The organism is Microbacterium plantarum, from assembly GCF_035231185.1.
GTDB lineage: Bacteria > Actinomycetota > Actinomycetes > Actinomycetales > Microbacteriaceae > Microbacterium > Microbacterium plantarum.
Map to the genome: position 1 here is coordinate 2,788,749 of NZ_CP141117.1, position 24,070 is coordinate 2,812,818.

Annotated in this window: 9 protein-coding genes; 4 read left to right on the forward strand and 5 right to left on the reverse strand. The window is 70.3% G+C overall.

What is annotated here, in order from left to right:
• Positions 1-59: 59 nt before the first annotated feature.
• The 4 genes from VC184_RS13485 to VC184_RS13500 form a co-directional block, all read right to left on the reverse strand.
• Complete coding sequence (locus tag VC184_RS13485) at positions 60-4,187, reverse strand: LamG-like jellyroll fold domain-containing protein (protein ID WP_323986574.1); 4,128 nt, start codon at positions 4,185-4,187, stop codon at positions 60-62.
• A gap of 65 nt (positions 4,188-4,252) precedes the next feature.
• Positions 4,253-5,266, reverse strand: a complete 1,014-nt coding sequence (locus VC184_RS13490; RefSeq protein WP_269268064.1) for a LacI family DNA-binding transcriptional regulator — start codon at positions 5,264-5,266, stop codon at positions 4,253-4,255.
• Between the two features lie 115 nt (positions 5,267-5,381).
• A complete protein-coding gene (locus VC184_RS13495) occupies positions 5,382-11,615 on the reverse strand; it encodes an OmpL47-type beta-barrel domain-containing protein (protein ID WP_323986576.1) in 6,234 nt (2,077 codons plus the stop codon).
• A 134-nt stretch (positions 11,616-11,749) separates the two neighbouring features.
• A complete protein-coding gene (locus VC184_RS13500; RefSeq protein ID WP_269268067.1) occupies positions 11,750-12,772 on the reverse strand; it encodes a LacI family DNA-binding transcriptional regulator in 1,023 nt (340 codons plus the stop codon).
• 158 nt (positions 12,773-12,930) lie between these two features.
• Here VC184_RS13500 and VC184_RS13505 point away from each other — a divergent pair, with 158 nt between their 5' ends.
• The 4 genes from VC184_RS13505 to VC184_RS13520 are packed head-to-tail and all read left to right on the forward strand — an operon-like array spanning position 12,931 to position 18,087.
• Positions 12,931-14,232: an extracellular solute-binding protein gene (locus VC184_RS13505; RefSeq protein ID WP_323986578.1), complete on the forward strand. Its 1,302-nt coding sequence runs from the start codon at positions 12,931-12,933 to the stop codon at positions 14,230-14,232.
• A gap of 57 nt (positions 14,233-14,289) precedes the next feature.
• Positions 14,290-15,195 (forward strand): carbohydrate ABC transporter permease, encoded by a 906-nt coding sequence (locus VC184_RS13510; protein WP_323986580.1) that lies wholly within the window; start codon positions 14,290-14,292, stop codon positions 15,193-15,195.
• Position 15,196: 1 nt separating this feature from the next.
• Entirely contained in the window at positions 15,197-16,120 is a 924-nt protein-coding gene (locus VC184_RS13515; protein WP_218823014.1) for a carbohydrate ABC transporter permease, read from the forward strand.
• Positions 16,121-16,122: 2 nt separating this feature from the next.
• Positions 16,123-18,087, forward strand: coding sequence for a glycoside hydrolase family 127 protein (locus tag VC184_RS13520; RefSeq protein ID WP_323987770.1), 1,965 nt, complete (start codon positions 16,123-16,125; stop codon positions 18,085-18,087).
• 351 nt (positions 18,088-18,438) lie between these two features.
• Here VC184_RS13520 and VC184_RS13525 read toward each other — a convergent pair whose 3' ends face one another.
• Positions 18,439-23,985: a fibronectin type III domain-containing protein gene (locus VC184_RS13525; protein WP_323986581.1), complete on the reverse strand. Its 5,547-nt coding sequence runs from the start codon at positions 23,983-23,985 to the stop codon at positions 18,439-18,441.
• Positions 23,986-24,070 lie beyond the last annotated feature (85 nt).

Sequence of the window (24,070 nt, forward strand, 5' to 3'; positions counted from 1 at the left end):
CCGAGGCGCGCCGTCAGGGGGTGCGCGGTCTGCGTGCGCACCCCCTGACGACGACCGGGTCAGCTCAGGCGACGTCGGCGAGACCGCGCCAGCGCGGCACCCGCGCCGACGAGCGCGGCGCCGCCGAGCACCCAGGCACCGAGGGCGAACGTGCCGCCCGTGGCCGCCAGCGATCCCGGCTCGACGACGGTCACCCCGTACCACCCGATGACGCGGCCGTCCGCGCCGGTGATCGCGAGACGGTGCTCGCCGAGCGGCGCGTCGCTGGCCACGCGGAGCGAGACGGTTCCGTCCGCGGCGACGGTTCCCGATCCGAGCGCGCTCGGCGTCGAGAGCAGCCAGCCCGACACGTCTCGGCCGGCCGCGGCGGTTCCGACGGTGATTCTCACCGTCTCACCGCGCACGAGCGTCGTCGGACCCGACACCGAGTCGCGCGTCGCTTCCGTCAGCTCCGCTGACGTCGGAGCCTTCGAGGTCGTCGGCTGCGTCGTCGAACTCGGCGTCGGTCCCGCCGTGGGGCCGGGGGTCGGCGGGGTCGAGGGCCCGGGCGTCGGCTCCGGCTCCGGCTCCGGGTCCGGGTCCGGGGTCGAGCCGGCGGACGCCGTGAGCGCCGACACGACGATCCGGTCGATGATCGGAGACAGCTCCGCCCGCAACGGGATGCCGGGGAAGTTGTCCTCGGCGAAGGTCTCGCCATCGAAGTTCGGCTGCTCCGACGATGCGAACCGGATCTGGTTCTGCCCCTGGGCGAGGTCGAGCACCAGGGTGCGCTCCCAGAAGTTGTTGCGGTGGAAGGTCGGCACGAACAGCACTCGTTGCGCGGCGCCGTCGTTGACCGAGATGTCGGCGTGACGGGCCATCGGGTTCGGGTTGTAGTGCGTGGCCGGAACCTGCTCGGGGTTCGAGAACCGCACGACGACCGCGTGCGGACCCGCCTCGGCGGCATCCACCGTGAACGTGAGCGTGTTGTCGTTACCCGGCTCGCCGCCGATGCCGTCGACCGCCGCGCCGCCGTCGGCGAGGTCGGCTTCGACGACCGTCGCCGTCCCGGCGAGTGCTCCGTCCTCGGCCTGGTAGGTGCGGTGCTCGATCTTGTCGCGTGAGCCCGAGACGGTGATCTTGTCGAGGGATGCCGCACCGCGCACGACGATCTTGTTCACGCCGCCCTGCAGCTGGACGTTGGCCGCTCCCGCGCGCGAGAGGTCGAGGATGTCGTCGCCGTTGAGGCTGACCGTTCCGCCGCCCGCGCCCGCGACCTCGAGGTAGGCCTCGCCGTCGGTGTCGCTGTAGACCCAGAAGGTCGCCGAGTCCGCGGCGTCGAGGACGACGGAACCGGGGTTCTGCACCGACACCTCGCCGTTGTGGTCGGAGTGCTCGGCCTCGTACACGGTGCTCGGGGCCGCCTCGGTCGTCTCCAGCGTGATGCGATCGATGATGGCGTCACCCTGGGTCGAACGCGATCCGTCCACGCTCGAGGTCGAGAGAGCGATCTCGTGACGTCCGGCGCTCAGCTCGACCCGGGTGTCAGCGTGGTCCCACACGACCCAGCGGTAGCTGAGGGGCAGGTGGATCTCCTGTTCGCTGCCGCCGTCGACGGTGAGGAACACGTTCGTCGGGCCGTTGTCGGCGATCTCGGGGTCGGTGTTGAGGCTGCTCGAGAAGACCGACAGGTCGTACGAGCCGTCCTCGGGCACCTCGACGGTGAAGACCGCGGTCGAATCGGCGCCCGTGCGGAACCCGCCGATGTTGTAGGCCCCCGAGGTGAAGTAGTTGCCCACGGCGTTCGGCGATCCCTCGGGACCGTTGCGCGTCACGTCGCCGGTCAGGGCGGCATCCTCCGCCTCGTACGAGCCCCGCCAGGTGGCGGCGACGTCGATCGGCTGCGCGTTCTCGCCGGGGGTGACGACGATCTCGTAGGCATCGGAGTCCGTCATCGCCGGCAGCCCGTCACGGCCGAACGGCACGGTGATCGTCCCGTTCTCGACGGCGACCACCCGGTCGCTCAGGAGCCGCGGCTCCGACGAGTCGCCGATCTGCCCGGTCCACCCGATCTCGCGCACCTGGACGCGCACCGACGTTCCGAAGGTCTCGCTCGAGATGCCGGTGACGTCGACGGGCGCGCTGCCGTTGGCACCGCCGACGAGCGCTCGCGCGACGCGCTTGTCGTCGTCGATGGAGGCCACGCCCTGGAGCGTGTAGTTCACCCCGGGTGAGGGCGGGGTGACGGTGGCGGACTGACCGCTCATCTGCGCGTAGGCGTTGTACAGCCACCACTGCCCGTTGCCGCGGTTCTGCTGCACCGCCGAGTCCGACAGGTTGCCGTTGATGTTCCAGAAGGCGATCATCGCCTCGACCTTGGTGTCTTCGATCGCCGACATCCACTGCACCATCTGGCCCGGGACCGAGGTGTGGTAGTTGAACGCGTACTCGTTGATGTTGATCGGACGGGGCTCGCCCTCCCAGGCGGTGCCGGCGAATGCCGCGGCCTCCCAGCCGCGGTAGCGCGCCACCGACTCGCGGATGGCCTGCGGGTGCGACAGTTCGTGCCAGGTGACGATGTCGGGCACGGTGTCGGCCTGCACCGTGTGGCGGAGGAACCCCTCGACCTGTGCGAAGAGGTGCTCGGTTCCCGGGCCGGCGATGCGCAGCGGGATGCCGGTGCGCTCCGACCAGTCGCGGATGGTGCGGTAGGTGTCGTCCCACATCGCGAAGTAGACGGTGGGGTCATCGAGCCACGACACGTTGCCCGACAGCGACCACGGCACGTTGCGGTTGCTGAACATGTTGCCCTCGGGCTCGTTGAACGGCTCGATGACGAGGTGATCGGCGACGTAGCCGCGCTGGGTGTCGTCGACCGCGGCGAACTGCTCGATCATCTCGAGCTGGTCGTTCAGGCGCTGGGTGTAGTCGGCGCGCCGCTCTTCGGGCGTGCTGCCCGGCACCTGATACGGGAAACCGCGGTAGTAGTCGGTGATGCGGAGGTAGACGTCGCCGCCCGCGCGGGCGAGGTTCGGCAGGATCTCCAGTGCGTCCGACCCGGGGTGTTGGCCGCCGTCCTGCGCTTTGGTCGCGACCGAGCGGACGTTCATCCCCTCGATGAGGTTGTCGGTCGGCATGCCGTCGCCGTAGAGGCCGTAGAGCAGGCCCGACGCGCCGCCCTGGAATTCGCCGGTGCGCGCCGACAGGTCGACCGTGAGCTCGCCCCGGGCGACGGTCACGTCGGTGCGGACGCTCTGGCCCGCCGCGACGCCCGACACGGTGAAGGTGCCGGGTTCGGCGTAGCGCTCGGCGGGGACGTCTTCCCAGTCGATGGCGATGTCTCGGGCGTAGCCGTCCGAGAACGCTCCGCGAACCGCCGGCGCAAGCGCGGGGGCTTCCCCGATCCGCGTGGATGCGGTGAAGACCTGCTGCGTCAGCGACTGCAGCGTGGGCTGCGCGGTTCGGCTGATCTCCGCCACGTCGGACGCGGTGAGCGCCGCCCGGTAGATGCGGAAGTCGTCGACGGCTCCGTCGAAGGCTGGATCAGGGTAGAACGACCGGCCGATCGAGCCGCCGAACTCCGACGTCGCCGTGACGAGTTCGCCGGGGGTGATGTCGGTCGTGGTGGTGGCCAGTTCCGTGCCGTTGATGTACGCGGTCAGCTCGTCGGCGTCGGCGTCGAGGGTGAACGCGAGGTCTACCCAGTCGCCGACGCGGAGGGGGTTCGAACCCAGGATCTGCTTCTCGGCAGCGCCGCCGCTGGCACGGGTGATGGCCGTGCGCAGGTTGCCGTCACCCGATTGCGGCGTGAAGAAGAGGTACTTCTGGTTGTCGGTGCCGATCCCGAAGAGCCACTGCCAGTTCGCGCCGCCGTCCCAGCGAACCCGCGTCGTGACGCTGAGGTCCGTCGCCCCGGCGATGGGGTCGCGCGGGATGCGGATGGATCCGCCGCTCAGGTCGAGCGCGGCGCCATCGGGTCCCGCGATCGTGGTTGCCGCGCCCGAGAGTGCACCGTTCCAGCCGTTGCCCGACGAGTCGGGAACCACGCCGTCGGCGACGCCGTCCATCGAATAGTGCAGGTCGGGTTCGGGGGCCGCGGCCGCGGCGGGCAGGGCGGCGCCGGTCAGCGCGAGGCCGCCGCCGACCGCGAATGCGGTGGTCACGGCGGTGACGCGTCTGCGCAGGTGGCGCGATCGTGGATGGGTCATGTCGTTGCCTCTCTTCGGAACGGTGGAGTTCGGGTCGTGCGGGGGGTGGGAACAGGAGCGGGTCGTCACGGCTGCGGCGGTTGCGCGACCGAGCCGCGGTCGATGACGACCGGCGGAAGCAGGAGGTGGGCGTCGCGGGGCGCGGCGTCCTCGATGGCGCCGACGAGCTGCGCCACGGCGCGGCGCCCGAGCTCTCCGGCGGCACTGTCGATCGCGGTGAACGGCAGCGAGAACGCGCGGGCGAAGTCGTCCGAGTACCGCCCGATGACCGAGACGTCGTCGGGCGCGCGCAGGCCGCGTTCCCGCAGGACGAACGGCAGCGCCGCCGCGGCGGCCTCGTTGTTCAGCAGGATGCCGGTCGCATCGGGGTGCATGTCGAGGATGTCGTGCAGCTGGCGGCCGACGTCCGGCTGCGATGCGGCAGCGTGGTGACGGTGCAGGGTCACGCCCAGCCGATCCGCCATCTCCTTCGCCCCGGCGGCCAGACGCCAGACGTAGGCCCCGCCCCGGTCGACGACGTGGCGGGGTTGCGACACGAGGACGACCTCGCGGTGATCGAAGGCGTGGAGGTGACGCACCATCAGTCGCCCCGTCGAGCGGAAGTCGAGATCGAAGACCAGGAGACCCGCGGGGTCGCCCGGCGACCCGATGAGGACGCTGGGCTGATCGATCTCCGCCAGGACGCGAAGCCGGTCGTCGTTCTCGCCGACGTTGAGGAGCACGATCCCGTCGACCATGCGAGACGCCGCGAGTCGCCGCAGCGCCGCGACGCCGTCTTCGTCCGACACCAGCAGGGTGTCGTAGCCCAGATCACGAGCGCCGTCGGTCACCGCTCTGATGAACTCGAGCATGGCCGGCGCGAACTCGTCGGAGAGGAATCTCGCCATCAGGGCGAGCACCTTGGTCTGCGATGTCGCCAGCGCGCGTGCGCCGGCATTCGGGGTGTAGCCCAGCGACTCGACGGCCTCCCGGACGCGCTGGCAGACGGGCTCGGAGATCGTTCGTTTGCCCGACAGCACATACGAGACGGTCGCCCGGGATACGCCCGCCGCGAGGGCGACGTCGGTGATGGTGGCCATGATGCCTTTCGGGTGAACCGGTTCAACGGTGAACCGGTTCACCGCGCCGTCGGAGTTCTCGGGAGAGGAAGGAGAGGGGAAGGGGCCGGGGGTGTGACCCCCCGGCCCCTCGGCGTCACGCCGCGCGGCGGCGGCGGATGATGCCGATGGCGACCAGCGCGAGTCCGAGCAGGACCACGCTCGCGCCGATTCCGATGGTGTTCGCGACGACGCCGGCCTCCTGGCCCGTGGCGGGAAGTCCCGTCACGGTGGGAGACGTCGCGCCGGGCGTGACCACCGTCACCTGGGCCGTCAGCTCACCGCTGGGCACCACCAGTGCCACGGTGTGCACGCCGGCCTCGGCGTAGGCGGGAACGGTGAACACACCGGATGCCGTCCCGTCGGCGCCCACGGTCAGGGTGCCCAGGCGGACCGGGGTCGACCGGAACTCCACCGCGAACACCGTGCCCGGCTTGGCGCCCGAGACGCTCACCGGCAGCTGACCACCCGGGGCGACCTGCGTGACGCCGAGGCGCAGCACCTCGTCACCCGTCAGCGAACCGCTCGGCTCACCGCCGGGATCGGTGCCCGGACCCGTCCCGGGGTCGGTGCCCGGACCCGTCCCGGGATCGGTGCCCGGGTCGGTGCCGCCGGTCGTCTTGGCCGGGACGGCTGCCTCGGCCACGGCCGAGACGTTGCCGGCGACATCCGTCACCCGCACCTGCGCGGTCGTCGCGGCATCGCCGGTCGGGATCGCCCCGCCCGTCGCCGTCGCCCACGCGCCTTCGCCGAACCGGTACTCGACCAGCGCCACTCCCGAGAGGGTGTCCGTCCCCGTGGGGGTGATGGTGCGGGATGCCGCATTCCAACCGACACTCGCCTCGGGCGCCGCCGCGTCGCGCTTCACCTCGACCGAGCCGGGCTCGGAGGTGTTGCCTGCGGCATCCGTGGCACGGAACCACACGGTCGTGGTTCCGTCCGCGGCGACCTCGACGGGCGCGGTGTACGCCGCCCAGGCACCGTCGCCGACGCGGACCTCGATCGCCGGTGCGTCGTCGCGATCGTCGATCGCCGTCGCGCTGACGCTCACCGTGCCGGTGTGCCAGCCGCTGGCCGGCGCCGCCGGCGACACGGCGGCCGCGACCACCGGGGCCTGCGTGTCGGGGACGACCACCTCGGGCTGCTCCCAGACCTGCCATTCCTTGATGCCGACGCTGCCCTTGCCCGACTCGGTCCCCGCCGGGGTGAGGTTCAGGCGCAGACGCGTCGTCTCGACGGGTGCGAAGTCGACCGTGTTGTAGGCGTCCTTCGCGACGCCGTAGTCACCGGTCGCCTCGACGGGGACCCAGGCCTCGGCATCCGCATCCCAGTACTCCGCCGCCCAGTCCTTCGGCACGTCGATGCCGAGTCCCTGCGCGTCGATGTTCGAGACGAAGTACACTCCGAGCGAGCTGACGCGCACCGGTTCGGTCCACTCGTACTGCACCCACTGCGGCGAGACCTCGGGCCACACACCCCACACGTTGGCGTTGTCGTTGGGGGTGACATCGCCCGATGAGGTCGGCTGGACGTTATCGTTCAGACCGTCGACCGTGTTCCAGCCTGCCGTCCCCGATGCGGTCGGGGTCGCCAGCAGCGCCACGTTGCGGCGCTGCTCACCATCGGCCCGGGGAACGGTGCGCTCCACGATCTGCGAGACGTTGCCCGCGGTATCGGTGGCCCGCACCGCGACCCGCGTCTCGTCGAGACCGACGAGCACACTGCCCGTCAGCGGCGTCCAGGTCTGGTCGTCGTTCAGCCGGTACTCGACCGAGACGACCCCGGATGCCGCATCTGTGGCGGTCGCCTTCACGGTCCGCGAGACGGCGTCGGCGGTGACCTCCACCACCGGGGCGGTGGTGTCGATGCGCACGACCTGTTCAGCCACCGCCGACTGGTTGCCGGCGGCATCCGTCGACCGTGCCTGCACGACGTGGCTGCCGTCACCGTCGACCGAGACGGCCGCGGTGTATGCCGTCCAGGCCCCCTCGTCCACGCGCACCTCGGTGCGGGGAGCGGAGTCCTGGTCGTCGGTCGCAGTGACGGCCACGGTGACCGCCTGCGTGTGCCAGCCCGAGTCGGGCGCGGCGGGCGAGACCTCGAAGGCGACGGTCGGCGCCGTGGTGTCGTCTCCCCCGCCCCCGACGGTCACGGCGGCCGAGGCGACCTTCGTGCCCGGCAGATCGCTCTGCACCGTTCCGGCGACGGTGAAGTCGCCGGCCTGAGCATACGAAGCGGGCTCGACGGCGTTCCAGGTCACCGGGAGGTCCTGCCGCGAGCCGTCGTTGAACAGCACGCCGACGCTCTTCGGCAGCACCGGAGCCACACCCACGAGGGTGCGCGTGGTGACCGTGTCGACCTGGTTGATCTGGCCGGGGGCAGTGGCACGCACCCAGACCGTCGCCTTCGCCGGCAGCGGCGATCCCGGGACGATGCCCGAGAGCGGGAAGCTGCCCTCGCCCGCGACCTGGTCCTCGGTGACGGGAGCCCACGAGACCGGGAGGTCGGCGTGGCTGCCGTCGGAGTAGGTCGCGTCGACCGTCGTCGGCAGCTGCGGGATGGTGCCCACCGCCGTCCGGACGTCGATCGGCTCGATCGCCGTCGGAGCGTCGGCGTACACCTCCAGCTCGCTGACGGCCACGGCGGCGCGCGCCGAACCGGTGCCGGCTGCCTCGAGCACGACCCGCAGGCGGGTGGTGGTCACGGCGTCGAAGGTGACGTTGTTCGGTGCGGTGCGGTCGACGCCGTACGCCGAGGCGCCGGTCACGTCGGCCCACGCCGAGCCGGTCCAGTACTGCGCCTTCCAGCTCTTCGGAACGTTCACGCCGCTCGTCGAAGCCGGGTCGGGCTGGTCGCTCCAGAAGCTGATCTCGGCACCGGCGATGCGCTGCGGCGACTGCCATTCGTACTGCAGCCAGCGGGTCGCCGGGTGGTTGCCCGACCAGGTGCCCCAGATGTCGCTCTGATCGCCGCCCGAGAACAGCACCTTGCCGTCGTTGACCGCGCGCACGTCGTTCCACGACGCGGTGTACTCGGCCGTCGGCACCGCGTCGGGTGCGACGTTGGCTCCGGCGGTGGCCGGCTCGCCCTGCACGGTGACATCGGCCTGCGACGTCTTCTCGCCGTCGGTGGCGGTCAGGCGCAGCACGTACTCGCCGGCATCCGAGAACCGGGCCGTCGTCGATGCCGAGGCGGCGTCGTCGAACAGCACCGTGGCGCCGTCGGGCGCGCTCTGCACCGTCCACTGCGAGCTGAGCTCACCGCTGGGCAGTCCGTCGTCCTTCACCGAGCCGACGAGTGCGGCGGCTCCACCGACGGATGCCTGCGGGTTCTCCCACGCGGTGACGAGCGGCGCCTGGTTGGTCGACTCCGGCGCTGCGAGACCGGTGCGGAACACCTGCAGCTCCTTGACACCGGTCTTGGCGCCGGCCGCGTGGGTGACCGTCAGTCGCACGGCGTCGCCGGTGACCTCGGGGAACTGCACGTGGTTGTAGTTCGCGCGCGGGTAGGCGGGCATGCGTGCCTGCTGCGGGATCGGCGTCCACTGACCGTTCCGGCGCACCTCGAGCGTGTACACCGACGGCTCGGCATAGCCGGCCGCCGTCGCCGACGACGAGCTGTCGTAGAAGTACACCCGTGCGTCGTCGAAGGTCTGCTCTCCGCCGAGCTCGACGGTCAGCGCGTCCTTATCGTTGGGCGAGCCTGCCGTGCCCCAGAAGGGCTCGTTGATCGTCGTGCCGTTCACGGCGCCCGCGGGCTCGCGCCCGGCAGCCGAGAAGGTCGCGGTCGCCGACTCGGCGAGGTTGGCGCTGCCCGTGCTTGCGGTGCGGATGTCGGCACCGGCCTTGGCGAACAGGTCGACGATGCGGGCGTCGTCGGCGAATCGCACCTCTTGCGGCGTCTGCACGGCGGATGCCGTGGCCGTCACGACCTCGGCGTCGCCGCCCAGCACCTCGACCTCACCGGTGGCGGGGTCGTAGACGACGTGTGCGAGGTCGTCGACCGTGAACGCGAGCTCGCCGTCGAGGAAGACCGAGTAGCCCTCGGGGACGTCGTCGCCGTAGTGGCGCTCGCCGCCCGGCTGGTCCCACGTGACGGTGAGGTCGCGGTCGCGGTAGCGGATGTTGTTGGCCGTGAAGTGATCCCAGCCGATCGCGATCGGGTCGAGCTCGATCTTGGCGTCGCTGCGGGTGCGCACGCCCATCGCATCCTCGATCATCGTGAAGTTCGTCGCACCGAGGATCGTGTGGTGGATCCACGAACGGTAGTCGATCTTCTGCGGGTCGGCCGATCCGTTCGCCCAGAACTCGTTCTGGTCCGGCAGGCGGTTGTCGCCGCCGTTCTGGTAGTGGGCCCAGGCGTTCCAGTAGAGGAGCTTCTTGTACCACTCCGCGTTGATGGCATCGGTGGGGTAGTCGCGCAGCACGGTGGAGAGCATGCGGAACGTCACCGTGGAGTTGATCACCGAGAAGTTGTTGCTGCCCTGGCCGCCGGTCGCGTTGTACGCGGCCTGGTCGGCCTGGTTGGCGGTGAAGAACGGGAAGATCGGGTACTGCTTGTCGTCGGCGAACAGTCGGAGCGCCTCGACGTAGTCGTCGTCGTAGTCGGCGTCACCGGGCTTGGGGACGAGCCCGACGGTGAAGGGGTAGTAGTTGTTGATCTCCTTCCAGGGCACGTGCTCGCCGTTGTTCGCCATCGCGTGCTCGAGGAGCTTGCGATCGGGGTTCCACAGCACGTCCATGACCTGGGTCTTGATGTTCTGCGCGAAGGCTTCCATCTCGTCCGCCTTGGCGGTGTTGCCCGCGACGCGGTAGGCCTCCGCCGCGGCGAGCGCGTTGGAGTACAGGTAGGCGTTCTCGGCGCGGTCCTGGAACCCGCCCTTCCAGTGGAACGACACCGCATCCGCGTCGTTGCCGGTCATCGCGCCCCAGTCGTACTCGATGAGGCCGTTGCCGTTGTGGTCGTAGGCGTCGACGAGTCCCTTGACGTCGTACTCGGCGTACTCGGCGAGGTTCTGCGCGATCGGGGTCGGGCCGCCGTGCAGCTCGTAGGCGCGCCAGGCCGCCTCGGAGATGTACTGCGTGTAGCTGTTGGACCAGTTCGCGGGGTCGCCGGGGTTGTCGACGAACTTGTAGCTCTTGCTCGTCTCTCCCGCCGAGACCCACGGACCGTACGAGTAGATCGGGTCGCGGAAGTACTTCAGGTCGTCGATGAACATGCCCGTCGTGAGCACGATCGCGTTGTTGTAGCCGAGCACGCCCTCCATCGAGGTCGGGAACTGGTAGGTGTTGCCCGGCATGTCGGCGTCGAGGAAGTTGTAACGCATCAGCCACCAGCGGTAGTAGAGCGTCTTGTCGATGTTGTCTTCCGGGGTGTCGAGGTAGGGCACGTTCTCGGCCCACCACCGGTTGTAGAGCGTGACGTGAGCGGTGTACGCCGCCGCCGAGGTGGCCTCGCGGATCGCGTCGTAGTCGGCGCGCGAGTCGGCGATCTCGTCGGTGACGAGGCCGAGCTGCACCTTCGTCGACGCCGTCCCTCCCGCGGGCACCGCGAGGGTGCGCACGAGGGTCGCGCCGGCGGGGGTGAACTGGTCACCCGACAGCCGCGGCGAGAGCTTCGTCAGGTCGTTCAGCGCCTGGACGTGACCGACGAGCTCGTCGCCCTCGGCCGTCGCGGCGTAGGGAGAACTCACGATGAGCTCGACGTCGACGGCGCCGCCCGTGGCGCGCACGTCGAGGTTCGTCACGAGCACGTTCGCGTCGGTGATGAACTTCGTCTGCACGACCTCGATGCCGGTGCCCGCGTCGGTGTGCACGCTCTGCCAGTAGCTCGGGGCCTGCTTGCGCTTGGTCGTGTCCTCGGTGAGGGCGATGTCGGCGCCGCCGACGCGAGCGGTGATCGTGTAGGCGTTCCGGCCGTCGATCGACTCCCAGTACGCCAGCTGCCCCGCGAAGCCGAGGACGGCGGGGTTGTGCTCCTTCATGAACGCGGCGCGGCCGCGCGTGAAGAGCCACTGGTTGTTGTCGCCGAAGCTGCCGGCGGTGCCGGTGCGGGCGAGCATCTCGTCCATCCAGAAGTCGTTCTGGGCGTTGCTACCCGCGCCTGCGGCGACGTCGGCGTCGAAGATCCGCATGAGCTGGTTGCCGGGAGTGTAGGTCACCCCCGTGTCCGGCACGGGGTTGGGGCTGCCCGTGAAGGTCGGATAGCCGATGTCTGTGTTGGCGGCGTAGGCGGGCGCGACCGCGAAGGTCGTCGCCAGCACGGCCGTGACCGCTGCGGTAGCGATCGCGGTTCGCCCGAGCCGACCGGAGGTCGTCGGAGTGCAGTCCACGGTGATTGATTCCTCTCGGCGCCGTTCGTCCATGAGCGACGCGTGCGTGCTCGGACGCTACAGAGAGGATGCCGGATTCCGCAACGCTTTTCGGGAATTTCGAAACAGCCCGAAAAACTGTGACCTCGGTCGCGTCAGCGGTGGGCGATCGTCGAGCCGCGGATGACGAGCTTGACAGGAAGCTGGTGGGTGCCCGATCCGATGTCGGCACCGTCGATCGCGTCGAAGATGCGCTGCGCCGCCTGCCGGCCGAGCTGCTGCAGGTTCGCGTCGATGGTGGTCAGCGGCGGTCGCGCATTGCCCGCGAGCAGCTCCCAGTTGTCGTAGCCGATGACCGCGAGGTCGCCCGGCACGTCGCGCCCGAGGTCGCGCGCCGTGTCGAGCACCCCGCGCGCGATCTGGTCCGAGCCGCAGAAGACCGCGTCGACGTCGGGATGCCGCTCGAGCAGCATCGCGGCGGCGTCGCGACCCCAATGCTCTGTCCACGCGGCGAACATCGGCTCGGCGACGAAGTCGAGGCCGGCGGCGCCGAGCGCGGCGCGCGCACCGGCGAGGCGGTCCTGCGCGGCGGCGTAGGTCGGATCGCCGGTGATGTGGGCGATCCGGGTGCGGCCGCATGAGAGCAGGTGCTCGATCGCCAGGCGCCCGCCGGAATAGTTGTCGGGCGTGAGCGAGAGATCCCGAGAGTCGTCCGAGGGCGAGTAGGCGTAGACGACGGGCACCGGGATCTCCTGCCCGAGCGAGGGGCGCGGGTCGGTCTGCCGCCCCACGACGATGATCCCGTCGACGCGGCGACTGAGGAGCGCCCGCAGATGGTGCTGCTCGCGGATGGCGTCACCGCGCGCATCGCACAAAAAGACGTTGACCTGCCCGGCCCCGAAGGCGTCTTCGGCGCCGGAGAGGATCGGGATCATGAAGCGGCCTTCGAGGTCGCTCGTGAGCAGTCCCACGGTTCCGGTGCGCCCGGCGAGGAGGCTGCGCGCCGCCGCGTTCGGGGTGAAGGTCAGCTCGTCGGCGGCGGCGAGCACGCGCTTGCGGGTGGCCGGGGCGACGTCGCCGCGACCGTTCAGAGCCTTGGATGCTGTCGCGATCGAGACACCGGCGCGACGTGCCACATCGCTGAGAGTCGTGGCGCGTTGCCCATCGGTCGGTGCCATGTTGATCCGTTTCCTCATCGTTACATCCGGCCGTCTTGACGCCCGTCCTAACCTAGGTTACCTTCCCGAAAGGGATTTCGGTTTTTTCGGATTCCCGGACTCACGCGGTGCCCGCCCGAACGGCGCAGCCGCTCAATGAAGAGCAAGAGGAGACTGCAATGACCCCATTCCGGCGCCGCCCGGCATTCCGGGCCGCGACCGCCGCGCTCGTCGCCGGCGTCCTCGTCGGCGGCCTCGCCGCGTGTTCGACCAGCGGCGGTGGCGACACCGCTGCCCCGGCCGACATTCCCGCCGCAGGAACCGACGACGGCACGACGCTGACGCTGTGGACGCGCGCACCGCTCGAGCGTCAGGCGAAGCTGCTCGTCGAGGCGTACAACGCCAGCCACGAGAACCAGGTCGAGCTGACCGTCGTCCCCAACGACGACTACGTCGCCAAGGTCGGCGCCGCCGCCGGTTCGGGAGGACTCCCCGACCTGTTCGCCGCCGACATCGTCTACGTGCCGAACTGGGTCGAGCAGGGCCTGTTCCAGGACATCACGGCGCAGGTCGACAGCCTCGACTACAAGGACGACATCAACCAGGGCCACCTGTCGGCCGGCACGGTCGACGGCAAGGAGCACGTACTGCCCTTCGTCCTCGACCTGTCGATGCTGATGTGGAACAAGGAGCTCTTCGCCGAAGCCGGCCTCGACCCCGAGAAGGCTCCCGCGACGCTGTCGGAGTTCGCCGACGCGGCCAAGGCGGTTCAGGAGCTCGGCAAGCCGGGCGTCTCGGGCACCTCGACTGGCCTGAACTGCGGTGGCTGCCTCGTCTTCACGTGGTTCCCCTCGGTCTGGGCATCCGGTGAGCAGGTTCTCAGCGACGACGGCACCGAGTCGCTTCTCGCCGGCGACGCCGCGCAGGAGGTCTACAACACCTGGAAGGACCTCGAGGCTGCCGGCGCTGTCGCTCCCGGCTCGGCCGACGAGACCGGTGCAACCTGGGTCGCGGGCTTCCAGGAAGGCAAGGTCGGCGTCATGCCGTTCCCGGCCACCCTGCTGTCCGGCCTCGACTTCGAGGCCGGGGTCGCCGGCATCCCCGGTGTCGACGGCGGCGCCTCGACGTTCGTCGGTGGCGACGGCATCGGCATCTCGAAGGACTCGAAGCAGTCCGCGCAGGCGTGGAACTTCCTCTCGTGGATGATGTCGGAGGACGCTCAGGTCGAGGTGCTCGCCAAGGACGGCAACGCCGTCTCGCGCGGCGACCTCGCTGAGAACACCTACGCCTCGGCCGACCCGCGCCAGGTGACGATCAACCAGGTCGCCGCCGAAGGTCAGACGCCCGTCGCGCTGAACTTCCAGCAGGCGTTCAACGCCCCGGGCAGCCCCTGGCTGACCCTCGTGCGCAACGCCGTGCTCGAAGGCACCTCGACGGTCGACGCCGACAACGACGAGATCACCGCGATCCTCGGTCAGTGACACACCCGGGGGCGTCGCCGCCGCGCGGCGGCGCCCCCACCCTCCGAAAGGAATGACGTGGCACTCACCACATCACCGCGCCGCACCCGATATCGGCGCACCGCCCTCGGCGGACCGGTCCAGGGCTGGCTGTACGCCGCCCCGACCGCCCTCTTCGTCATCGCCCTGTTCCTCATCCCGCTCGTGCTGGTGCTGCAGATGTCGGGCTCCGACTGGCCGCTGCTGCGCGGCAACATGGCGCCGAACTTCCCGACGAACTTCGCCGAGGCGCTCGACCACCGGCTGTTCTGGGACTCGGTGCGATTCACCCTGGTCTACACCGCGATCACGACCGTGCTGCTGATCGGCCTGGGTCTCGGACTCGCCCTGCTCGTGCAGGAGTCGACCGCCTGGAAGGGCTTCCTCCGCACGGCGTTCCTGCTGCCGAGCGCTCTGGGCCTGGCGTCGGCATCCCTCCTCTTCTACGTGCTCTACTCCCCCATCGCCGGCCCGTTCGCGGGGTTGATGGAATCGTGGGGCATCACCTTCCTGGGAACGCCCGAAGGCGCCCTGTGGTCGACGGTGTTCCTCATCGTCTGGCGGTACGCGGGCTTCTACATGCTGCTGCTGCTCGTGGGCCTGCAGGGCATCCCCGAAGACGTCTACGAGGCCGCACGCATCGACGGCGCCTCGCGCTGGCAGATCTTCCGCGACATCACGGTGCCGCTCCTGCGTCCGACCTTCGCACTGACGACCGTCATGTGCGTGACCGGGTCGCTGCTGGCGTTCGACCAGTTCTACATCCTGACCAAGGGCGGACCCGACAACAGCACGATGACCGTCGTGCAGCTCATCTACAACATTGCGTTCCAGGGGCAGAACAACCTCGGCGTCGCCGCGGCGCTGTCGGTCATCATCCTGCTCGCCCTGGTCGTCATCAACGTCGTGCAGCTGCGCGCGTTCCGTCGCCCCGAGGAGGCCTGACATGGCTCTGACCGACGCCCCGGCGGGCTCCGTCCCGCCCGCCGCCCCCGACACCACGCGCACGATCGTCATCCCGAAGTCCCGGCCGCGCACGCGGCGCCGGCCGACCGGTCGCCTGCTGTGGGGCATCCCCTCGACCGTGTTCACGGGCGCGCTGGCGATCATCTTCCTGTATCCGCTCGTCTGGACCGGTGTCGCCTCGGTGAGCCCGCAGGCCGGCACGAGCCAGTCCGACGGGTGGGGGTTCGGCAACTACGTCACCCTCGCCAACTTCCAGTCGGGCATCTGGGTCTACCTCGGCAACTCGCTCTTCGTCTCGCTGCTGACCGTCACGCTGACGCTGCTGACCTCGTTCCTCGGCGGGTACGCGTTCGCGCGCTTCCACTTCCCCGGCAAGAACATGCTGTTCCTGCTGGTGCTGGCGATCCTCATGGTGCCGTACGCGACGCTGCTCATTCCGCTGTACGTCATCCTCAATGCCGTCGGCCTGCAGAACTCGCTCGTCGGGGTCGCGCTGGTGCTGACGATGTTCCAGCTGCCGTTCTCGATGTTCATGATGCGCATCTCGTTCGAATCGGTGCCGCGCGAGCTCGACGAGGCGGCGCTGGTCGACGGATGCACGAGCCTCACCGCCCTGTGGCGCGTGCTGCTCCCCGCGGTCAAGCCGGGCCTCATCACGGTGGGCCTGTTCGCGTTCCTCACCGCGTGGAACGACTTCATCGCACCGCTCATCCTCATCAACGACACCTCGCGCATCACGCTGCCCCTCGCGGTGGCGAACCTGCGCGGCCAAACGATGGGCGTCATCGACTACGGGGTCACCGAAGCCGGTGTCGTCGTGCTCGCGCTGCCCTGCATCGTTCTGTTCCTGATCCTTCAACGTCACTACGTGCGCGGCTTCATGTCGGGCGCATTCAAGGGATGACCATGTCGACTACCTTCCCCACCCGCCCCCTCGGCTCTGCGGCATCCGCCGCCGCTGCCGCTCCCGTCGTGCCGGCGCGTTCGCGGCTGCGTCCGCTCGGTCTGCACGAAGTGCGGATCACCGGAGGCTTCTGGGGTGAGCGCCAGCGCATCAACGCGGCGCACACCCTCAGCCATGTGCTCGGCCGCCTCGAGTCCGAGGGCTGGCTGCCCAACTTCGATCGCGCCGCCGCGGGCACGCTTCCCGCCGGCCGCCGCGGGCGTGAGTTCTCCGACTCGGAGGTCTACAAGTACCTCGAGGCCGTGGCCTGGGAGATCGGTCGCAGCGACGACGCCGAACTCGAGGCGACGCTGCGCTCGGTCGTCGCCCGGGTCGCCGCCGCGCAGGAGCCCGACGGCTACCTCAACACGAAGTTCGGCCGCCCCGGCCAGGAGCCGCGCTGGTCCGACCTCGAGTGGGGGCACGAGCTGTACTGCCTCGGTCACCTGTTCCAGGCGGCCGTCGCTCGCGAGCGCACGCGCCCCGGAGCGGATGACGGTCTGCTCGGCGTCGCCCGACGTGCCGCCGACCTCGTGTGCGAGGTCTTCGGGCCGACGGGCATCCCGGCCTTCTGCGGGCATCCCGAGGTCGAGACCGCGCTGGCCGAGCTCGCCCGCGTGACCGGTGACGAGCGCTACCGCGCGCAGGCGGAGCTGTTCGTCGAGCGCCGTGGACACGAGACGCTCGACGACATCGAGTTCGGACGCACGTATTTCCAGGACGACGTGCCCCTCCGCGATGCCGACGCCCTCGCCGGTCACGCCGTGCGCGCGAACTACCTCGCCGCCGGAGCGGTCGACGTCGCCGTCGACGCGGGTGACGACGAGCTGCTCGCCGCCCTGCGCCGCCAGTGGGAGCGCACCCGCGGGCGCCGCACCTACATCACCGGCGGTCAGGGGTCGCACCACCAGGACGAGGCGTTCGGCGACGACTGGGAGCTGCCGCCGGACCGCGCCTACTCCGAGACGTGCGCCGGTATCGCGTCGATCATGTTCTCGTGGCGGCTGCTGCTCGCCAAGGGCGATGCCGCGTATGCCGACCTCATCGAACGCACGCTTTACAACGTTGTAGCCACCTCGCCCGCGGCCGACGGTCGCAGCTTCTTCTACGCCAACACGCTGCACCAGCGCGTGCCCGGCGTCGAGGCGGACCCCGAGGGCACGTCGCCGCGCGCGTCGTCGTCGCTGCGAGCACCGTGGTTCGAGGTGTCGTGCTGCCCGCCCAACGTGGCGCGCACGCTCGCGAGCCTCGACGCCTACGTGGCGACCGCCGATGACGAGGGCGTGCAGCTGCACCAGTACGCGCCGGCAGAGATCCGCATGGTTCTGCCCGACGGCCGCATGGTGTCGCTCGAGGTGCAGACGGCCTACCCCGCCGACGGCGTCGTGCGGGTGGTGGTCGGTGAGGATGCCGGCGGCGCGTGGACCCTGTCGCTGCGCGTGCCCGAGTGGGCCGAGGGCGCGCGCCTGCGCGTTCGGGATGCCGCGGGCGCGGTCATCGACGACGACGCCGCCGCTCCGGGCCGCGTCGAGGTGCGTCGCCACTTCCGCGCCGGCGAGGTCGTCGAGCTCGAGCTGCCGATGGCGCCGCGGCTCGTCGCCCCCGATGCGCGTATCGACGCCGTGCGCGGTTGCGTCGCGGTCGAGCGCGGCCCCGAGGTGCTCGCGCTCGAGTCGACCGATCTGCCCGGCGGTGCCGACGTCGGCCGCGCGGCCATCGCACGCGACGCCGAACCGGTCGAGCGCGACGGCCGCGTGTGGCTGCGGGTCGGGCTGCGCCCTGACGAAAGCGACGGATGGCCATATGGCAATCCGTCGGCGAGCGCCACCGCAGCCGCCGAAGAGGCCGAGCTGGTCCCCCTCGTGGCCTATCACGACTGGGCCAACCGCGGCCCGTCGACGATGCGGGTCTGGCTGCCCGTCGAGTGACTCCCGTCGATCGAATGGGGCTCGCATCACTATGGATGCGGGCCCCATTTTTGTTTGCTCGTCGAACGCCCCCCCCCCCCCCCCCCCCCCCCCCCCCCCAAGTCGTTGCCGTGACCTAGACCTCGAGGACGTCTAGAAGGTCGTCGACGCATCGGCGGCACCGGCCTGACCCCGCACCTGGGGTATGTCACCGACGGCACGTACCGCGTCTTCTACCCGCAGGCCGTCGAAGCCATCCGCGCCTGGTCGGCAGGCCGCCCGATCCGTGAGCTGACGGCCGCGACGACAACCCGGCACTGACGCCGCGAGGCCCGCATCCTCTCGATACGGGCCTCGCGGTTCGTGCGCCGGTTAGCGGGCTACCCCGCTCGGACGTCGCAGCCGCGACCCGGCGACGAGCGACAGTCCGCCGAGCACCAGGATGCCCGCGATCAGGCCTCCCGCGATCGGCAGCTGCCCACCCGTGGCCGAGAGACGGGCGGCGACTGTGACCGTCGTCCATCCGGCGATCGTGTCGGTGCCGGCGAGGACCGCGACGATCCGGTGCGGGCCAGCCGGCAGGCCGGCGGGAACCGTCACCCGGGCCGATCCGGCCGCGTCTGCGGTGACCGCCCCGGCGTAGGTCGGGCTCGAGAAGAACCAGATGTCGTACGCCTTGCCAGCCTCGAGCCCCGAGACCCGGATGGTGCTGCCGGGGATGACCGTCGGCTCCGACACCGTGAGCGCGCCACGGTTCGCGTCGGTCAGGGCAGCGGCGGAGGGGGCTGCAGGCGCGGCCGCTCCACCCGTCGAAGGCAGCGAGCCGGGGTTGCCCGAACCGGGGTTGCCCGAACCCGGGTTGCCTCCGCCGGTTCCGGGCTCCGGGTCGACCGGAACCGTGACCGTCAGGGTGCGCACCGACGTCGATGCGACCGGCCCCGCGCCCGCGCTGTTTCGAGCGGTCACCGTGAGCACGTACTCGGTGTCTGGGCTGAGGCCCGCGACGACGGCTTCGGTCCCGACGATCACGACGGGCGCGTTGACCACGACTCCGGCTGTGGTGACGACGACGTCGTATGCCGACACCGCCGCTCCCCCGTCGCTGTCCGGAGCGTCCCAGGTGACGACGACCTCGGTCGCCGACACCGCCGTCGCCTTCAGCGCGGTCGGTGCTCCGGGCTGCGAAACCGGCGGTGCGAGCGTCGTCAGCTCGGCCGCGTTCGAGCTCGCACCGGTGCCGGCGCTGTTGATCGCGGCGACGGTTACCGTGTAGGTGGTCGACGGCGCGAGACCGTTGATCGTCGCCGACGTGCCGGTGACCGACACGGATGCCGCTACCTGCACACCGGCCTCGGTCACCGTCACCGCGTAGCCGGTGATGGCGGATCCGCCGTCGGCGACCGGCGCGTTCCACTGCACCTCGGCGGATGCCGCCGTGCTGCTGCGGACCGTGAGGCCGGTCGGCGCAGACGGCGCCGTGATGACCGGAGGCTCGACCGCAGTGCGCGACTCGATCGACGCCGCCAGGCTGTCGCCGACGACGTTCCGTGCCTTCACCGTCATGGAGTAGGCCGTGTCCGACTCGAGGCCGGTCAGGGTGGTCGCGGTCGTCGCAGCATCCGTGACGATCACGATGTCCTCCGCCCCCGCCGTGCTCGCGGTGACGATGTAACCCGTCACCGGCGTGCCGCCGTTTCCGTTCGGCGCTGCCCAGCTCACCGCGAGGCTCGTCGCCGTGACGTCGGTCACGGCGACGGCGGTCGGAGCCGTCGGGGCCGTGAGAGGAACTGTCTCGATGGGTGTACGGGGCGACTCGACGCCCGACCCGACGTTGTTCGTCGCAGCGACGGTGAACTCGTACGAGGTACCCGGCGCGAGACCGCTGATCGTGGTCGTCGTGACGGCACCGATCGAGATGACGCGAGTGGCGACCTCCGCGCCCTTCTCGTAAGCGCGCAGCACGTAGCCGGTGATGGGTGCCCCGCCGTCCTTGGGGGCGTCCCAGGCGAGGGACGCCGAGGCGGTGGTCACCGAGTCCACCCGCGGCGCAGCCGGCGTCTCGGGGACGGTGGCCGGACGCGTCACGCTCAGGCGCGCGGTCGAGCTGGTGAGCTCGCGGTCGCCCTGCGTGAAGACCGCCCGCACCTCGGTGCCGTCGGCATCCGCCGTCGTCTCGCTGATGACGTAGGTCGGGCCGTTCGCGCCTGCGATGTCGGTCCATTCCCCGCCGTTCTGGCGAGACTGCCACTGCACGGCCGGAACCGGCAGACCCGAGGCGATCGCGGTGAACTCGGCCCGCTCGCCCGATGCCACCGAGACATCCGCCGGGTTCGAGACGATCGCGAACTCCGAGCTGAGCGTCTCCGTCGGCGTGAGCGGAGTCTCGCCCTCAGCCAGGTCGGGCACGGCCACAGCCGAGTCGAGGACGATGTTCTGCCCCGCCGTGATGCGGATGACGTCGGCGTCGGCTCGTGTCTTCTTGCCGTCGTACCAGGTGGTCCCCCGGTCAGGCGTGTACACGTAGAGCGTGTACTCGCCCGGCTCGAGAGCGGGCAGACGGAAGTTGCCGTTCGCGTCGGTCTGCACCGTGATGTCGAGCAGCGGGTTGGCGTCGGCAGCGCCGACGAGCGTGTTCCACGCGTCAGCGAAGAACCGGGCGACGCCCGTCTCCGGCGCTGTCGCGACGCCGACCGTCGCACCGGCAATGGGAGCGCCGTCGGCGTCCACCACTCGGCCCGAGGCGGTGCCGCCTAGCGCCATGCGGAGGTCGGTCTCGACGTCGCGGTCGACGATCTCGATGACACGGGCATCGCTGTAGGCGTCAGCGCCGTCGAACCACTGCCTCACATAAAGGCCCTGGTAGTTCTCGGCCCGCACCACATAGCGACCGGGGGCCAGCGGCGGGCTCTCGTAACGACCGTCGAGGTAGGTGTACGACGACCCGATGGGTGCGGGCCACGCCTCGGTCGAGTCCGCTCGGTGGAAGCCGACGTTGATGTTCGACAGCGCCGCCCCGTTGTTGGCCGCCGCGACGTCTCCGACGATGCGGTAGCCGCGCTGCAACTGCAACGTGACGCCATCGAGGCCCTCCGCGGGAACGGTGACCGGGGTCGTCGATGCGATGTGGGTGCTCCCGCCGCTTGTGGTGAGGACGAACGCCCCAGCGCGGTCGGCGTACGTGGTGAACATTCCCGTTGCACTGGTCGTCGCACCGTAGTTGACCGAGATACCCGCGACCGGTTCGCCGCTTTGCGCGTCGATGATGCGGCCGCGAACGGCGATGCCCGCGTCCAGCGCCACGTCGGCGACGAACGGGGTGTCGGTGACCAGGATCGGGGTCGCCTCAGCCTCGCTCTGTGCGTTCTGCCACCACTTGGTCGACAGGTTGTCGCCAGAGTTGCCGCGCGAGAACTCAAGGGTCACCGAGGCGCCGGTCGGGATGCCGCTGAGACGGTATCGGCCCGTGGTCGAGTTGCTGTACGACCAGATCTCCCGGTGATCCGTGCCCCATTCGGTCTCCTCGGTCCACCGGGCGATCACCCGCGCGTACGCGGGAGCCCCCGAGGCCGAAGCCGTCACGACGCCGACGATCTGCGCGGGCGGGAGCGCAAGGGCGATCGGACCGGTCACCTCGCCGACCGTCACCTCGATGTCATCCACGGACGAGAGGCTCGTGGAGCCCACCGAGGCGCTCAGGCGATACGTGCCCGCGGCGATACCCGTGATGGTGGCGCCGCCGTCACGACGGATGTCCGAGATCGGGATGCCGTGGTTGGTGATCGTCCCCTCCGGGGTCCAGAGGCTGACCCAGAGGCTCTCCCATCCCGAGAACTCGGCTTCGTCGGCGAAGGTCAGGGCGATTCCGCCGCCGCGAACGACGCGGAAGTCAGCGGCATCGAACGACGCGTCCGCGCCGATTTCGATCGGTGTGGCGCTGGCCTGGTCACCGGCACCACCGAACCAGCGGTCGACGTACAGGGTCTCTCCCCCGACGACGCGAACGGCGTAGTTGTTGACGCCGAGCGCGCCGAATGCGTACGAGCCGTCAGCGGCGGTCTGGGTGCGCGCGATCGGTGTGCCACCGAGGCTGTCAGCCCGGTAGAGCTCGACCGCAACGCCCGCTACCGCCGCATCCGATTCCGCGTCGGTGACGGTTCCCGAGATCGAGCCGCGGCTCGCGCTCAGGGTGATCGCCTGCGGCGTCTCGGCGGTCAGCTCGAGCACGATGGCCGATGCAGGTGAGTTGCCGCCCGGGTAGTAGACGGGCGACCCGTTGGCGCCCTGGTACTGCACGATGTAGTTCCCGGCGGGCACGCGCATGGTGAGCGCGCCGCCGTTCGAGAGCCAGGCGGTCGCGACGGAACGCCGCGTCTCGGCGTCGAGCAGCGTCACGGTGCCGCTGATCGAAGCGCCTTCGGCGACGGTGATCGTCAGTTCGGCCATCTCCGTTGCGAGCCCCGACAGGTCGAGGACAACGCGACCTGGGCCGGTCACGACGACGGGATCGCCGGCCGTGATGCTCGCAGACCCTGAGCGCAGCTCGAGCCGGTAGGTTCCGGCGGCCACATCCAGGAACGTGAAGGTGCCGTCGGCGGCGACCGCCGCCCAGGCGCTGTTGGAGTTGGGACCGCTGCTGGTCAGCATGAGCGAGTCGACCCCGGCGCGAGTCGGCTCGGGCAGCTGGCCGGTGACGGTCGCACCCGGCTGGATGACGACGTTGACGTCGTCACGGGCGGCGCCCTCAGCGATCACGATCGGCGTCGCCGAGCTGTAGTCGTTCCCGCCGAAGTATGTGCGCAGGCCGTCACCCGGAGCGGGCGAGAACCCGACGGTGTAGCTCCCGGCCGCGATGCCGGTGAAGACGTAGCGTCCGCGCGAGTCGGTCTCGGCGTACACGCCGCCACCCCCGCCGGCCGCGATCGCCTGCACCTGGACCTTCGCCAACGGTGCGCCCGCGGCCGATGTGACGACGCCGGACAGACGGCTCGCGCCGATGCGCATCAATGCGTCGAGACCCGAGACCGAGCCCCCTGCCGCGACGGTCACCGGCGTGGCGGTCGCGAGCGACGAAGCGTTCTTCCACCACGTCGGGGCCAGCACGCCGGAGGTCGAGAAGCCAACGGTGTATGTGCCCGGGCGTACGACGGTCTTCCAGGCGGCCGTTGCGCCCGCCGCGACGGTGCTGTCGGTCCAGAACTGGCTCTGTCCGTCGCCGACCGCTGCGATCTCGACGCCGACACGCACCGTGTCGACGCCCGCATCCGGAACGGTGATCGAGCCCGAAAGCACGGCACCGCGTTCGACCCCGACCGCGCCCAGGTCGTAGGCGTAGCCGAAGGCGGCTCCGTCGATCTGACCCGTGGCACCGAGGTACAGCGGATCGAACGACGCCCCGATCTCGAAGCCGTACCAGCCGCGCCCCTCGCTCACCACGACGGTGAACGTGCCGTCCGCTGCGGTCGTGACGGCGTTGTCGGCGGGGATGCCGTCGCCGCCCGAGCTCGCAGCCCAGACCGACACTCCGCCGACCGGGTTGCCGGTACCCGCGTCGACGACGACACCGGTGAACGTGCTCACTCCTGCCTTCCCCGGCGTGGCCTCGACCTGCGTCTCGACATCACCGAATCGGAAGGATACGGGCGAGGCGGATGCCGCAACCTCCGCACGCTGCGTCGCCACATCCGCATTCCCGTCGGTGTCGGAAGCACCGTCGGGACGCGGTTCGGTCGACGGCGCGGGGATGACCGGGTCGGCGCCGTCGTTATCGGGCGCAGCGGTCTCGTCGACGACCTGCGCGGTGTCGTCGACGATCGTCTCGGCCGGTGTCGGCGTCGGGTCGGGCGTGGCCGCGTAGCTGGCCGAGGCACTCGACAGCACCAGCGCGAAGCTCGCGACCGATGCCGAAACGAAAGTAAGCAAGCGCGACGAAGCGCTATGGCGTAAAGCCATCGATTTCTCCCCCCCAGAGGCAGAGGCCTGAATCGACCCCCAGCGAGAACATAGC